A 13978-nucleotide genomic window follows, 5' to 3' on the forward strand; every position below is an offset into this window, starting at 1 on the left:
AAAAAACGGGCTTTTGCCCGTTTTCCTTTTTATTGCAGGTAGATCTTTTGAACCTGATCGAAAATTTTATCCGGCCATTCAAATATTCATAAAAGATTTAATCCTCAACTCAATAACCACTTTATATAGAAGCAAAGAAAAAAAGTTCTACCTGAAAAAACCTTTACACCGGAAAAGGCTGATTTCCCAATTAAGTCACCCCACTATACCGCTAATTTATAGTGGAGCGGGCAACGAGATTCGAACTCGCGACACCAAGCTTGGGAAGCTTGTACTCTACCAGCTGAGCTATGCCCGCAGCCTGAGTTCCTTTCAAAGACCTCAGGTTGAAAACCTGTTTACGCTAAAAGAATAATAATGTCAATATTTTTTTAGCGGTATTTATCTTAGAATATCAAGAATTTTTTTAAGCTCGATACGGATATGATTCAGGATTTTCTGCGAAGGCGTGTCCGGCTGATTGTCTGCGGCTGATTTTAAGTATTGACGTGCGCCCTGAATGGTAAATTTTTTTTTATAGAGCAGGTATTTAATCTTGAGGATCAGCTCAACATCTTCTTTTTTATACAGTCTTTGACCGGAAGGTGTACGCTTTGGTTTTATTTTTTTGAATTCGGTTTCCCAGAACCTGAGCACATAGGCTGGAACATCTGCAAGTTCGCTGACCTCGCCGACTTTGAAATAGAACTTGTCCGGGAGTTCTGGTGAAATGGGTATTTCTTTCGGCATTTTATAAACGTAAACCGTTACTCTATTCAATTGTTTGAACTGTGATTTATTTGATTTCAGGATTTCCCTGATTCTCCCCGCTTTTTTAAATCATAGCCCATCATTTAATCATATAAATCACAGTTCAGACTATCATTCAGGAAGCGTTGCATTAAACTCGGTTATAAGCTTATCGGAAAGTTTTTTATGGATTGCATTGATTTTATTGTCTTCCAGTGTCTCATTGGCAGATCTGTAAGTTATTCTGAAAGATAGGCTTTTTTTGTCTATCGGAACAGGTTCGCCTTCAAAAGCTGCAAGGAGTTGCAGCTTTTCCACAAGCTTTTCTCCAAAAAGATTTAATTGTTCAAGTATGTTTGCCGATTCGAGATTTTTATCAACAATCATTGTAATATCTCTGGAAACTGCAGGGAATTTGGGGATTGGTTCAGCAAATATGGTTTCCGGTATGAGTTTGTAAAGCTCCGTGAGGTTGATTTCAAATATAAAAGCATTTGCTGAAAGGTCAAAATTCTTTAAAACATGATGATTGACCTCTCCTATAATTCCTGCTGTTTTGTTTCCTGAAATAATTCGTGCAGTATACCCGGGTTTTGTATAAACGCATTGATTGTCCGGCAGCCTGGTAAATCTGACAGAAGCTGGTTTGTTAATTTTAAGCGCGTCAAACAGTGCTTCAACAGCTCCCTTAATGTCATAAAAATCGACAGGGATATCCTTATCGTACCATGTTGATGCCTGCCTTGTTCCGGTCCATAAGCCCGTTATTATTTCTTTTTCCCTAGGCAGAGTATCTTCTCCCTTGTGAATGAATATTTTGCCGATTTCAAATAGTTTTAAATTATGCATACTTCGCGTAATGTTTCTACGCATGGTTTCAAGCAATCCCGGAACAAGAGAAGACCGCATAGCGGCATGGTCATTAGACAAAGGATTCAAGAGTCTGATCATGTTATACCGTGCATCGTCACGCTCAAGATTCAGGCGGGCTGTAGATTGATTATTGATAAAGCTGTAATTGATACACTCTGAAAAACCTAAACCGGTCATAAGCCTTTTGATCTGTTTTTTATGAGCTATATGTATGGAAGAAGATTTTGCCTGAACAGGAACAACAGGGAATGTTACCGGGATCTTGTTATAACCGTAAAGCCTGGCTATCTCTTCCGTAATATCTACCGGCCTTTTTATGTCGACCCTGTAAGAGGGTGGGGTTATTAACAATAAATCATCTGCCTCATCCCTTCTTTTATTTTCAACAGAGAACTCTATTCCTTCAAGCAGTTTTATAATTTTGTCGCGTTTTATATCTGTTCCCAGGAGGGAATTTATTTCTTCAGGTTTTACATATATTGACAAAGGTTCATAAGGTACTGGGTTTTCATCGATTGTTCCGTTTACGGCGGAGCCGCATCCTGTTTTTTCTATAAGCAGCGCTGCTCTGTTTAATGCTTTAATCGTACCTGCGGGATCAACGCCCCGTTCAAAACGATGGGCGGAATCCGTATTCAACCCGAGTTTTTTTGAGGTTTTTCTTATACATACCGGGTCGAAATATGCACTTTCCAGGAGAACGGATCTTGTAGTATCCGTGACCTCTGAATTGAGTCCTCCCATGACACCTGCAATGGCAATCGGTTTTTCTCCATCGCAAATCATAAGCATCCGGCTGGAGAGCCTTCGTTTCTTATTATCAAGGGTAGTAATATTTTCCCCTTGTTTTGCGGTGCGAACGACGATTCTTTTTTCTGCCAGTTTATCAAAATCAAAGGCATGGAGCGGCTGGCCTGTTTCCATCATAACATAATTTGTTATATCGACAAAGTTGTTGACCGGCCGGATTCCTGTTGATATCAAACGGTCTTTCAGCCAGAAAGGTGAAGGGCCGATTTTAACATTCTTAAAAAGCTTTGCGCCATATCTTGGGCACAGGTCAGTATTTTGTACTGTTACAGATGTAAGATTGAAAATGTTTTCCGGTGTATCCGGTCTGCCGGAAGCAATGTGCTTGCTTGAGGGGTATTGAACCGGCTTGTTGTGAAAAGCTGCAATTTCTCTTGCAACTCCTATAATGCTCAGGCAGTCCGGCCTGTTTGGAGTAAGATCGATTTCAAGCACATGGTCGGTCAGTTTAAGCGCACCGGCAAGATTCTCTCCCGGCGTAAGGGTATCCGGAAGGTTCATAATTCCTTTTTTGTCTTCGCCTATGCCAAGCTCGGTTGCACTGCAGAGCATACCACCCGATGCCTCGCCGCGGATTACACTCTTTTCGATGATAAGACCGCTTGGCAGTTCGGTTCCCGGCAGGGCCAGCGGAACATGCATACCTGTTTTGATATTGTCCGCCCCGCAAACTACATTTATCAGGTTATCGCTGGTGTTTACAGCGCAAAGCCTTAACCGGTCGGCATTGGGATGCGGTCTGATTTCGGTTATGCATCCGACAATGACTTTGTCAAGATAATCATATCTGTCATAAATATTATCTACTTCAAGGCCGGCCATTGTAAGCGCGTCGGCAAGTGCAGAGATTTCCATATCAACGGGAATATATTTTTTGAGCCAGCTTAAACTTACCTTCATCTTAGAATTGCCTTAAAAACCTGAGATCATTTTCAAAATATTTTCTGATATCGTCAATCCTGTATTTCAGCATGGCGATCCGTTCTATACCCATTCCGAATGCGAATCCTTTATATAAATCGGTATCGTAGCCTGCATTTTCAAAGACCGCCGGGTGTACCATACCGCAGCCGAGAACTTCCAGCCAGCCTGTTCCTGAACAGACCCTGCACCCTTTGCCCCGACAGATTACACAAAGGATATCGACTTCTGCGCTCGGCTCTGTAAAAGGGAAGAAACTGGGGCGGAACCTTAATGATATCTTATCATCAAATATCTGATGAATAAAAAGAGTAAGCATTCCTTTAAGGTCGCCGAATGTGGCCTTTTTATCAACCATCAAACCCTCCACCTGGTGAAACATTGGAGTATGGGTCAGATCGGAATCGCACCGGTAGACTTTTCCCGGCGCAATGATTCTGACCGGGGGAGCCTGCTGCTCCATTATTCTTACCTGGATCGGGGAAGTATGTGTTCTGAGAACAATATTATCCGATATATAAAAGGTGTCCTGCATGTCCCTGGCAGGATGATTTTTTTGAATGTTCAGCGCTTCAAAATTATAATAATCAGTCTCTACCTCCGGCCCCTCCGCAATATCAAAACCGAATCTGACGAAAATATCACAAATACGGTCTGTGATCCGGGTAATCGGATGCAGGGAACCTGTGGCAGGCGATCTGCCGGGAAGTGAAACATCGATGCGATCTTCTGTTTGAAGAGCTTTGCTTTCGATATCCCGGCGCTTTTTTTGGAAGGCTGCGTCCAGACTCTTCTTCGCAAGGTTGGCCTTTTTTCCGGCTTCCGGCCTTTCGCCCGGAGGAAGATTTGAAATATTTCTTAAAAATTGGGTTACACGTCCCTTTCGGCCGAGATATTTTACAAAGAGAGATTCCAGGCTCTTTTTGCTGTCGGCCGATTCCAGTTCCTGTAAAGCGTTTTCTTTTATTTGGTCAATATTATATTTCACAATATGTTAAACAAATTTTACGGAATTTATTTTAAAGCTGCATGGATGCCGTTGTTGCCAGTTGTGCGAAGCCTGGGGGATCGGATATAGCCAAATCTGCGAGAACTTTGCGGTCAAGTTCAATGTCCGCAAGTTTCAGCCCATGCATGAATTTACTGTAAGAAAGATTATTCAAACGTGCTGCTGCATTTATTCTTGCAATCCATAGCTTACGGAACTCCCGTTTTTTGACCTTTCGATCACGATAAGCGTACATAAGCGCTTTGTCTACTGCATCTGCGGCAGTTCGGTAGAGCTTGCTGCGGCCCCCGCGGAATCCTTTTGCAAGCTTTAAAATTTTTTGTCTGCGTTGTCTTGCTTTATAACCTCTTTTTACACGCATAATTTTACTCCTTATTCCTCAATATCAATGACTACCTGTTAGGTAAAAGCAGTCTTATTTCTCTCATATCACTTTTAGAAGCAATTTGTCCTTTTCTTAAAGATCTTTTTCTCTTGGTTGTCTTTTTTGTTAAAATATGGTTGGAATGTGATTTTGAAAAAGCTATTTTCCCGGTGCCTGTTTTCCGGAAACGCTTTGCGGCTGATCTGTTTGTCTTTATTTTCGGCATCTCCTGCTCCTTGATTAAAAATAGGGATTAAAAATAGATGGCGCGAGCTGTCAAGAAACAGCACACGCCATGTTTAGACCTTTGAAAGATTATTCGGAAAGACTTTTTATGGGTTCAATACTATTTGGGAGCCAGTATCATAATCATTGTCCGGCCTTCAAATTTAGGGTATGATTCCACTGTTGCGATTTCGTTTACACTCTCGGCAATTTTGCTTAACACATCCCTTCCCTGCTGGGAAAGTGTTATTTCGCGTCCCCGAAACATGACTGTAACCTTTACCTTATCCTTGTTGCCTATAAATTTTGTTATATGGCCTATCTTGGTCTGCAAATCATGCTCGCCTGTTTTGGGACGAACCTTTATCTCTTTGACCTGGACTGTGCTCTGTTTTTTTTTTGCTTCCTGTTTTTTTTTGGTCTGTTCATATTTATAACGACCATAATCCATTATTTTGCAAACAGGCGGCCTGGCATTGGGAGAGACCTCCACAAGGTCAAGCCCGTGGTCATTGGCCATTGCAAGCGCCTGGTGGATTTGCAATATACCCGACTGGTTTCCTTCGGGATCAATAACGCGAACTTCTTTAGCTCTTATGTCCCGATTAATAAAAGTTCTATCCTTTTTATTGGATTTTAAAAATTTTCTGTGTATAGCTATGCTTTACCTCCCCAAGAATTTATATTAAGCCTTTTTTCTCATTTAGTTAAAATCTAATAAACTAATTAATGATTCAAGGAAATGCAAGAAAAAAATGTTTATTTTTACTGTTGGAGTGTATATTTGGAGAGGAGACTCTCTTTCCAATAATTATTTTTGGGGTTTGAGAAAAAGGCTTTAAAGAGTTTCAGGCTCTCCTCACGCAATATCCCCGGAACTATAGAAATCGTACTTTGTTTATAAAGAGGCCGGAGTTTACTGAGATTGCAGTTTGCGCCGCCGCCCATTATATCCTCATAAGCATAGACTATTCGGCCTGTTCTACTTAATATAATTGCACCGAAGCACATGAGGCATGGCTCAAGTGTGCAGAAAAGAGTTGTTTTGAGTCTATCTATGCTCCGGCCAAGATCAACAGAATCTCTTAAACATATCATCTCGGCATGATCTATTTCATTAGTCGTTCCTCCTGATGTGCCTTTTCTATAACCTGTTGCAATTATTTCGTTCTCATACACCATCACTGCCCCTACCGGGAATTCGCCATATGAGAGCGCTTCTTTCGCAAGTTGCAGAGCTTTTTTCATAAAGAAATTATCATCTAAATCGGTCATCGTCCAAAATCCAACGCTTTGTGAATTGTCAGCCAATTATGGCATATATATTGCTTTCTTTTCCAATAATTATACACATCTTCAATATATTACTGATGCCGGTAATATCAAGTTTTATTTTTTATAGTCCCATTGCTATATTCGTTCATCAAATCTCATCAGTGAAGCACTTTCTGCACCACCGTCCCGGTTTACGCGCACGGTTTCATAGTTTAGATATTTTAAAATTGACAATATGTTTTCCTTACCATATTGTATTATTGTAAGGAAAACATTGTAGCGTAAAGGGAGGGAAAAACCATGCAATCGGTCATTACTTCAAAGTTTCAAACCACTATTCCGAAAGGAGTACGAGAAAACCTTAAGCTTACTGTTAAAGATACTCTGGAATGGAAAATCGAGCACGGCAAGATAGTTGTAATTCCTGTTCAAAAAAGATTTTTAAACTATAAAAATTCGATAAAAACAGGTGCTGGTAAAATTGAAGAAGATATCATATTATCTCATGATAAACGGATGGAAAAATATCTGTGAAAAAATATATTATAGATACAAATGCGCTGATATCTTTTGTTACGGATAGAAACCAGGAACAGCAGGTAAAAATAGATAAGCTCTTTAATGATGCTGCCCGTCTAAGAATTATGGTGCTTTGCCCACAAAATGTTTTGACTGAGTTTGTTTATGTAATGGATACAGTTTATCAAATCCCAAAATCTGAAATAAGCAAAATAGTTCGGGATTTTATCGATATGCCGGGTATTGAAGTGGTTCATGATCTTAACATGAAAACCCTTATATCCTATTGGCCTGAGGTTTTTAAAGATTATGGTGACGCTATCATCGCAACGCTTTGTAAAAATACCAAAGGGTCTTTAATTGTAACATTTGATCGTAAATTCAGGGCAAAATTGAAAAAAATAGGTCTATCCACCTGAACCCTCCCACGACTCATACTATAGTTCAAAACACCACGGGCATATAGTTTAGCATATTTCTGTATTCATTCATCAAATCTCACCAGTAAAGCACTTTCCTCACCAACGTCCCGGTTCATGCTTTTGTCAGGCAACCATGGCATATATATTGCTTTCTCGTAATTACAGATATGGAAAGATTTCTTGCCCAAAAAAAGTTGGAGGAGTTTTCTTGAGGTGATCCTGGTATCACGAGAGGCTTTGATCAATGCCGCAGTGCATGGAGCCAAATTGAATTATGATAAAACTGTCAAGTTTGAACTGCGGATTGAACCGGCCGGCCTGGTAATGGAGATTGGCATCCTTCATAAACCATAAAAAGTAGTTTACACTTTTTGAAAACGATATTTGATTGTATTAACTATTTACTGATAAGGGACTTCCCTTATAATGAATTTGATAGAGTAAGCATTTTAGCCCTGAAAGGGCGTGACATAAGAATCGCCACCATTATGTCACGCCCTTTCAGGGCTCTAATTTATTAGACATATCACCCAGGGCGCTGCCCTGGGTGATATGTCTAACCCCCTTCAGGGTTTTTGACTAAAGTGTAAACTAAATTTGAAGGATGCCTGGAGATTGAAGATAATGGCCCGGGCTTTGACTGGCAAGGCCGCCTGAAAAAGGAACGGCCGGGCAGAGATGTTTCCGGCAGAGGTTTGTATATCATGAAAACCTATTGTGATGAAATTTTATATAATGAAGCAGGCAACAGGTTGACACTTATGAAAAAAATTGAACAAAAACAATAAAGCCGGCAGGAGGAAAGTATGGGCGGAACAGCAGCAAAAACAGTTACACCGGGTATGGATATTGTGGCATCCATGGCGGAAGAATTCAGAGCTGAACTTCTTAAGTCCGTTGAAGGGGGCGTCAAGGAATTGACTGCAGACCTTGATGGTGTCAGGATGGTCGATTCGGTTGGGCTGGGGGTTTTGATCGCTGCTCATAACAGCTTGCAAAAGAATGATGGAGTATTCATCGTAATCAATGCTTCGGAAGATATTTATAAACTGTTTAAGGTTATGCGGCTTGATCGGCATTTTGAAGTTAAAATGGCTGAATGATTACGAATCAAAGGTATTTTTTTGATCAGGGAGGAAGCGGATAAGCTATGGGATATGAAAAAATAAAAAAAAATTTAGGCAAGATGGCACGTTTTCTTGTTGAAATGGCGATTATGGAGTTGACTGCTCTGGCGTTTTTAATGGTCATTTTCGTAACTTGGGCTGATTCAGTTAAATTTTAATTTCAAAAGGTCAGTTTTTGTAATTTTTTAAGGAGCATAATCATGAGCATTGAAAATGATGAAACCCTGCAGATTTATATTGAAGAATCTCTGGAACATCTGGCGGACATAGAAAATGATTTCCTTGCCATAGAGGAGAACGGTGCTGATATAGATGAAGATATGGTTAACAAGGTTTATCGCGCCGCACATTCCATTAAGGGCGGGGCAGGTTTTATGGGGCTGACCAATATCAAGGATCTGACCCATGAGATGGAGAATATTTTGGGCAAGATCAGGAGCCGCGAGATGATCCCCAACCCTGAGATTATTAATATTCTGCTGCTGGCCTCCGATGCTTTGCGAAACCTGATCAATGATGTGTTTAATAGCAATGATATAGATATCTCGGAACATCTTGATGCGCTCAGGGGCATTCTTGCAGGCTCTTTGCCTGAAGAAGAAAAGGAGAGCGTGGAGAATATTGTGGATATATCTTTTCCGAATGGGAGAAGCGTTTTTAGTGTTACTGAATATGGGATTGCGGCTCCCCGGAAGGAAGGCAAGTTTATATACCTGGTTGAATATGACCTGATTTGGGGTGTCCAAAAACTCAGTTTTGTGGCTACTTTTTTTGCTCAACTTTTGGCCCTATCATGAGTGCGATTAATATCTTGGCACATTGTTGGGGTCATGAAATGCAGCATTAAAATTATCTTCCCCAACCAAATCCCGGCATTCTTTGCACTCCTGCCATATCCCTGAATGGCTGTTATTGTAATGAAAATGGCAGAGACCCTCGTGCTCGTGATGATATTGGCAATAATCTCCACCTTTTATAGATGCAAAAGAAGTGTCACAGCAAATCCATTGGTCACAACATTTTGTTTTTATTAAAGGAACAGAATCGTTTCCACAAAAGCTACAATGTTTGCCAGGGATTATTTTTGCTTGCAATCTATCATATGTCATTCAGGCACCTTCAATATTTTCAGTAAAATTTGCGTAGACCATAACAAAATGCCGTCAATAATTCAAAATTGCTGATTGAAAAAAATTATTATTCCCTATATATTCAAATATTTTAACCAAAAAGATGGTTATTGCTATGAGTAAAGTTTCAAAATTAAAAAAAGTAGAACTGCCTGGAAAGACAAAGCAGTTGATCGTACTCGTATAATTAAGTATCAGAAAGCTGAGCTGAAACGTACTAAAAATGAACGAAATAAATACAAGTCTGAACTCCGGAAAAATAGACAAGAATTAGAACAAGAACGTAAAAAGAACACATTGTCGGTTAATAGTAAGGAGGAATTGATTTTTATTTCTTTACGCCTATTTTTGGTCGGACACGTTGGATTCAGAGCAATATCAAGAATGTTTGGCATTTTACAAGCATACCTTGGGATAACCAAAATACCGTGCCCTCAAACGATCATTAACTGGGTCACCAGATATTCACTATCAAAAATCTGGAACTATAAAGGGCTTTCTTCTGTTTCTTTTGATATGGATAAGATTGTAAATGGTGCTATTTGGATGATAGATACCTCAATAGCATTGGGAGCTGGTAAAATTCTTGCTATTTTGGAGCTTAGAACTGATCATTTTAAAAATCATGAAGGTGCTCCAACTCTTGAAAACATCAATTGTGTAGCAATTTCAGTGGCGAAATCATGGACTGGAGAATCCATTGCAAATTTTTTACAAAAGGTGATTCTCATCACCGGAAAACCTGCTGCATATTTGAAAGACGGAGGAATGGACCTCATGAAAGGTGTCAGACTCCTAAATGAAAGAGGATTTTCAAGTTTCTCCATTGATGATATTTCTCATGTTGTTGCCAATCTATTAAAAAAAGAATATACAAAACATCCTTCGTATGACTGTTTTATCTCTGCTTGCGGACAAGCCTCAAAAAAATTTAAGCAAACAGTACTTGCATTTTTTGCACCCCCAAAGGTTTCGACAAAAGCTCGATTCATGAATATTCATCGAATGGTGAAATGGGCTGAAATGGTTCTTAAGCACTCACCACGGGGGCGAGTTTCAAAGGACTCTGTAGTTTCAAAACTTAGGAATTATCTTGGTAAACTTCCTGAATATAAACAGTTTATCAAGCGATTTCTTCGTGATGCATCTCCTCTTTTAAAAAGCCAGGAAATTCTTAAAGCTCAAGGCTTGAATATGAAAACCTACAAAGAGTGCAAAGAACTTTTAAAAAATATCCCTCAAAGCTCTCAAGTACGTATCGGTTTTATTACCTGGATGGAAAAACAATTAATAGTCGCTGAATCATTGGGCATGGGCAATACTGGAATGCCTATTTGTTCTGATAATATTGAATCCCTGTTTGGACTTGGTAAAACACATGGTACAGGAGAAGTAAAAGATGCAAACCGAATTGCACTTCGTTTACCGGCTTTTTGCGGATCTGTGAATAGAGAATCCGTTCGGATGGCAATGGGCGTTACAGTAAAGGAACAACAGGAAGTTGAAAATAAGTTGTTGTCTTTAACTCGGCAGCGCCGAAAAATTTTACCAACCCCCGGAAGCCTTACAGATAGTTTGTCAACTGAGTTTGACTGTGGTTTAACTCTTCTACCGGTGCCAAAAAATGATGAAAAATCAAAAGATGTAACTGATATTACAGCAAATTTTGAACAATTAGGTGGGCCCGTAAATAAGTTTACAAAACAACCTTATGCGCCCAATAATGCTGAATATAATAACCGTGCCGCAGCTTAATAAGCATTTGTTTGACCACATTCAAATATAAATAATGGGTATTATCAACATGTTAATGCTTTGTTTATAAATGGAGCAAATTGACATACATAACTTATATTCTGAAGGGGGGGCCAAATCCTGAGCAAGCTAATTATGGGGATTTAGACACCCCAGACCTGATTCATGATGTTCACCAAAAGAACAAGAATCCTCTTGATGTGCTGAATGAAATGCAACAGTGCGGTGATATTTTAGAGAGCAAGATAGATGTGGAAGCAGTCGGGGATCTTGAAGAGGGTGAACCTTCCACCCGTCTTCCGTTTCTGGTTCTATTTGCCACTATTTTGAAACCAGACGATATTAACGCGCTGTTTGAAATAGATGAAGAACATATCTATCTCCTTGCCGAAGACCTGACCATAAGGCCGCTGTCTGAACCAGAACCTGCTGAGCAGGAAGAAGTTCCGCCTGTGATTCAGGCTGAACCTGCGCCTGTAGAAGCTGCCAAAGAAGCTGAACCTGCGATCGTAGTAAAAGCAGTAAAAAAAGTTGAACCTGCGTCTGGAAAAGCTCCTCAAAAAAAGAAAGCCGTTCCTCCCAAAAATCCAGTTGTGGCTGATACCAGTCTCAGGGTTCATGTCAGCCTGCTCGATTCTTTAATGACCCTGGCAGGAGAACTTGTACTCAGCCGAAACCAGTTGCTCCAGTCCGGGGCGGCAGATGATAAAAGTGGCCTGGAGAGTGCCTGTCAGAGGATTGATATGATTACTTCCGAACTCCAGGAAGCCATCATGAAAACCAGGATGCAGGCAGTGGGCAATGTTTTCAGCAAGTTTCCAAGAGTCGTGCGAGATCTGGCAAGAAACCTGGGCAAAGAAATAGAGCTGGAAGTCGAAGGGCAAGAGGTTGAACTTGATAAAACCATCATCGAGGGGATCGGAGATCCTCTGACTCATCTGGTCAGAAATTCTGTTGATCACGGGATTGAAACTCCGGATGTGCGCCGTAAGGCAGGTAAGGAAACTACCGGCAGGGTAGAATTAAGAGCCTTTCACGAAGCCGGACAGGTCAACATCGAGATCCGGGATGACGGCAAAGGGCTGGACGGGAATAAGCTGGCCGGATTGGCAATTGATAAAGGTCTCTTAACAGAAGATCAGGCGACCGCCATGTCGGATAAGGAAAAAATGAATCTGATTTTTATGCCGGGATTTTCAACAGCAAAAGAAGTAACAGATGTCTCCGGACGCGGAGTAGGCATGGACGTGGTCAAGACCAATCTAGATAAACTTGGCGGTGTAGTCGATATTGATTCTGAAGTCGGCAAAGGGACAATCATCAGGATCAAGCTCCCGCTTACTCTGGCGATTATTCCCAGCCAGTTGATCAGCGCCGGAGGAGAGCGCTATGCCATTCCCCAGGTAAATATGGAGGAGCTTTTAAGGATTCCGGCGGCCCAGGTTAAAGACCGGATAGAGAAAGTGGGCGATGCCGAGGTGGTGCGCCTGCGCGGCAACTTGCTGCCACTGATCAAACTGGCCGATGTAATAGGCATAGAGTCAATTTATACTGATTCTGCAGACGGGCTTGAGATGCCTGACCGCAGACAAAATATAGCCGACCGGAGATCAAAAAAGAGTCCTGAATATTCTGAAACCAGCCCTGACGAAATAGTTGATCAGAACAACCAGCCAATCTCCAGAGCTTCGAGCGATCGCCGCTATCATGCCGACAGCGCTTTGAATATTGTCGTGGTCTCCACCGGAACCATGAAATACGGGCTTGTGGTGGACAGTCTGCACGATTCCGAAGAGATAGTTGTCAAGCCGCTTGGACGGCATTTGAAACATTGCAAGGGCTATGCCGGGGCTACAATCATGGGCGACGGACGGGTTGCCTTGATCCTTGATGTAGCAGGACTTTCCAGGATGGCGGAGCTGAATTCCGTGGAAGTGGCAGAGCGGGCATCCGAAGTGCATGAGGAGGAGTTGAAAACAGGTAAAGATATTCAATCCCTGCTTATGTTCAGGAACGCGGAGGATGAGCAGTTTTCCGTGCCACTGGGTCTTGTCTCCCGCATAGAAAAGATTAAACGGGATACCATTGAAGAAGTGGGCGGCAAAAGGGTGATGCAATACAGGGAGATGAGCCTGCCGCTTTTATCCATAGAAGATGTGGCCGCAGTCAAGCCTGTTGCGGATATCGAGAACCTGCTGGTGATTGTATTTACCATAGCGGGCAAAGAGATGGGACTTCTGGCCACCAGTCCGGTTGATGCTGCTGATGTTGCCGCTGCTTTTGATGACAGCACCCTGAAACAGACCGGTATCATGGGCTCGGCTATTATCGACGGCTGCACAACCCAGATGGTTGATATCTTTGAACTTGTTGAGACCATGCATCCTGAATGGTTTGAAGAACGTGAAGTTGTTCAAACTGAAGCCGGCGAAGCCGCCACCATTCTATATGCCGAGGATTCAAATTTTTTCCGAACCCAGGTAAAGGGTTTTCTGAAAGAGGAAGGCTATAATGTAACCGAAGCGGAAGACGGTGAAATAGCCTGGAACCTGCTTTGCGAACGCGGCAAAGAGATAGACCTGGTTGTAACGGATATTGAAATGCCGAATATGAATGGTTTTGAGTTTGCAAAAAAAATCAAACAGGATGAACGTTTTAAGCATCTCCCGGTTATCGCCATGACAACCCTGGCCGGTGAGGAGGATATCGCCAAAGGACGGGAAATCGGAATTGACGCTTACCAGATTAAACTGGACAAGGAACAATTGCTGGAAAGTATTCATGGTTACTTGAGTAAATAAATATCGATTCCCACGCTG

General features: G+C 41.5%; 17 protein-coding genes and 1 tRNA gene. 9 read left to right on the forward strand and 9 right to left on the reverse strand.

What is annotated here, in order from left to right; translation table 11 throughout:
• Positions 1–222: 222 nt before the first annotated feature.
• The 8 genes from BuS5_RS05400 to BuS5_RS05435 all read right to left on the reverse strand — a co-directional run bounded on the left by BuS5_RS05400 (position 223) and on the right by BuS5_RS05435 (position 6206).
• Positions 223–298: transfer RNA gene (locus BuS5_RS05400), tRNA-Gly, on the reverse strand.
• A gap of 83 nt (positions 299–381) precedes the next feature.
• Positions 382–729, reverse strand: coding sequence for a MerR family transcriptional regulator (locus tag BuS5_RS05405; protein WP_051375301.1), 348 nt, complete (start codon positions 727–729; stop codon positions 382–384).
• A 132-nt stretch (positions 730–861) separates the two neighbouring features.
• Positions 862–3312, reverse strand: a complete 2451-nt coding sequence (gene pheT / locus BuS5_RS05410) for a phenylalanine--tRNA ligase subunit beta (RefSeq protein ID WP_027355244.1) — start codon at positions 3310–3312, stop codon at positions 862–864.
• A gap of 1 nt (position 3313) precedes the next feature.
• Entirely contained in the window at positions 3314–4321 is a 1008-nt protein-coding gene (gene pheS, locus BuS5_RS05415; RefSeq protein ID WP_027355245.1) for a phenylalanine--tRNA ligase subunit alpha, read from the reverse strand.
• Between the two features lie 31 nt (positions 4322–4352).
• A complete protein-coding gene (rplT, locus tag BuS5_RS05420; RefSeq protein WP_035266927.1) occupies positions 4353–4703 on the reverse strand; it encodes a 50S ribosomal protein L20 in 351 nt (116 codons plus the stop codon).
• A gap of 31 nt (positions 4704–4734) precedes the next feature.
• Entirely contained in the window at positions 4735–4932 is a 198-nt protein-coding gene (gene rpmI, locus BuS5_RS05425; protein ID WP_027355247.1) for a 50S ribosomal protein L35, read from the reverse strand.
• A 120-nt stretch (positions 4933–5052) separates the two neighbouring features.
• Entirely contained in the window at positions 5053–5592 is a 540-nt protein-coding gene (infC, locus tag BuS5_RS05430) for a translation initiation factor IF-3 (protein ID WP_338000286.1), read from the reverse strand.
• A gap of 104 nt (positions 5593–5696) precedes the next feature.
• The gene (locus BuS5_RS05435; protein WP_027355249.1) at positions 5697–6206 is read right to left on the reverse strand and encodes a nucleoside deaminase; all 510 of its coding nucleotides are present in this window, start codon (positions 6204–6206) and stop codon (positions 5697–5699) included.
• A 300-nt stretch (positions 6207–6506) separates the two neighbouring features.
• Here BuS5_RS05435 and BuS5_RS05440 point away from each other — a divergent pair, with 300 nt between their 5' ends.
• The 7 genes from BuS5_RS05440 (at position 6507) to BuS5_RS05465 (ending at position 9071) form a co-directional block, all read left to right on the forward strand.
• Positions 6507–6740 (forward strand): AbrB/MazE/SpoVT family DNA-binding domain-containing protein, encoded by a 234-nt coding sequence (locus BuS5_RS05440; RefSeq protein WP_027355250.1) that lies wholly within the window; start codon positions 6507–6509, stop codon positions 6738–6740.
• Positions 6737–7144: a PIN domain-containing protein gene (locus tag BuS5_RS05445; RefSeq protein ID WP_027355251.1), complete on the forward strand. Its 408-nt coding sequence runs from the start codon at positions 6737–6739 to the stop codon at positions 7142–7144. The genes BuS5_RS05440 and BuS5_RS05445 overlap by 4 nt, the downstream gene beginning before the upstream one ends.
• 216 nt (positions 7145–7360) lie before the next feature.
• Positions 7361–7501, forward strand: a complete 141-nt coding sequence (locus tag BuS5_RS05450; protein WP_274428076.1) for a hypothetical protein — start codon at positions 7361–7363, stop codon at positions 7499–7501.
• Between the two features lie 260 nt (positions 7502–7761).
• Positions 7762–7935 carry an ATP-binding protein gene (locus tag BuS5_RS20370; RefSeq protein ID WP_369707437.1) on the forward strand — a complete coding sequence of 58 codons (174 nt, stop codon included), beginning with the start codon at positions 7762–7764 and terminating at the stop codon, positions 7933–7935.
• Positions 7936–7953: 18 nt separating this feature from the next.
• On the forward strand, positions 7954–8250 hold the full coding sequence (locus BuS5_RS05455; protein WP_027355252.1) for an STAS domain-containing protein: 297 nt from the start codon (positions 7954–7956) through the stop codon (positions 8248–8250).
• Positions 8251–8297: 47 nt separating this feature from the next.
• Positions 8298–8432: a hypothetical protein gene (locus BuS5_RS05460; protein WP_255342843.1), complete on the forward strand. Its 135-nt coding sequence runs from the start codon at positions 8298–8300 to the stop codon at positions 8430–8432.
• Between the two features lie 42 nt (positions 8433–8474).
• On the forward strand, positions 8475–9071 hold the full coding sequence (locus tag BuS5_RS05465; RefSeq protein WP_051375303.1) for an Hpt domain-containing protein: 597 nt from the start codon (positions 8475–8477) through the stop codon (positions 9069–9071).
• Between the two features lie 6 nt (positions 9072–9077).
• Here the strand turns inward: BuS5_RS05465 and BuS5_RS05470 are convergent, their stop codons facing one another.
• Positions 9078–9383, reverse strand: coding sequence for a hypothetical protein (locus BuS5_RS05470; protein WP_274427721.1), 306 nt, complete (start codon positions 9381–9383; stop codon positions 9078–9080).
• 405 nt (positions 9384–9788) lie between these two features.
• Here BuS5_RS05470 and BuS5_RS05475 point away from each other — a divergent pair, with 405 nt between their 5' ends.
• Together BuS5_RS05475 and BuS5_RS05480 are read left to right on the forward strand one after the other, a co-directional pair.
• Positions 9789–11159 (forward strand): hypothetical protein, encoded by a 1371-nt coding sequence (locus BuS5_RS05475; protein ID WP_274427705.1) that lies wholly within the window; start codon positions 9789–9791, stop codon positions 11157–11159.
• Positions 11160–11239: 80 nt separating this feature from the next.
• Positions 11240–13960, forward strand: coding sequence for a hybrid sensor histidine kinase/response regulator (locus BuS5_RS05480; RefSeq protein ID WP_051375098.1), 2721 nt, complete (start codon positions 11240–11242; stop codon positions 13958–13960).
• The last annotated feature ends 18 nt before the right edge of the window (positions 13961–13978 follow it).

The organism is Desulfosarcina sp. BuS5 (assembly GCF_028752835.1).
In the GTDB taxonomy this organism is placed as follows: Bacteria; Desulfobacterota; Desulfobacteria; order Desulfobacterales; family BuS5; genus BuS5.

Bases quoted from the DNA above. Each gene is read 5' to 3' on its own strand.
- BuS5_RS05405 (WP_051375301.1), bottom strand. From the start codon at position 729: ATGCCGAAAGAAATACCCATTTCACCAGAACTCCCGGACAAGTTCTAT.
- pheT (WP_027355244.1), bottom strand. From the start codon at position 3,312: ATGAAGGTAAGTTTAAGCTGGCTCAAAAAATATATTCCCGTTGATATG.
- rplT (WP_035266927.1), bottom strand. From the start codon at position 4,703: ATGCGTGTAAAAAGAGGTTATAAAGCAAGACAACGCAGACAAAAAATT.
- rpmI (WP_027355247.1), bottom strand. From the start codon at position 4,932: ATGCCGAAAATAAAGACAAACAGATCAGCCGCAAAGCGTTTCCGGAAA.
- BuS5_RS05435 (WP_027355249.1), bottom strand. From the start codon at position 6,206: ATGACCGATTTAGATGATAATTTCTTTATGAAAAAAGCTCTGCAACTT.
- BuS5_RS05440 (WP_027355250.1), top strand. From the start codon at position 6,507: ATGCAATCGGTCATTACTTCAAAGTTTCAAACCACTATTCCGAAAGGA.
- BuS5_RS05455 (WP_027355252.1), top strand. From the start codon at position 7,954: ATGGGCGGAACAGCAGCAAAAACAGTTACACCGGGTATGGATATTGTG.
- BuS5_RS05460 (WP_255342843.1), top strand. From the start codon at position 8,298: ATGGGATATGAAAAAATAAAAAAAAATTTAGGCAAGATGGCACGTTTT.
- BuS5_RS05465 (WP_051375303.1), top strand. From the start codon at position 8,475: ATGAGCATTGAAAATGATGAAACCCTGCAGATTTATATTGAAGAATCT.
- BuS5_RS05470 (WP_274427721.1), bottom strand. From the start codon at position 9,383: ATGACATATGATAGATTGCAAGCAAAAATAATCCCTGGCAAACATTGT.
- BuS5_RS05475 (WP_274427705.1), top strand. From the start codon at position 9,789: ATGTTTGGCATTTTACAAGCATACCTTGGGATAACCAAAATACCGTGC.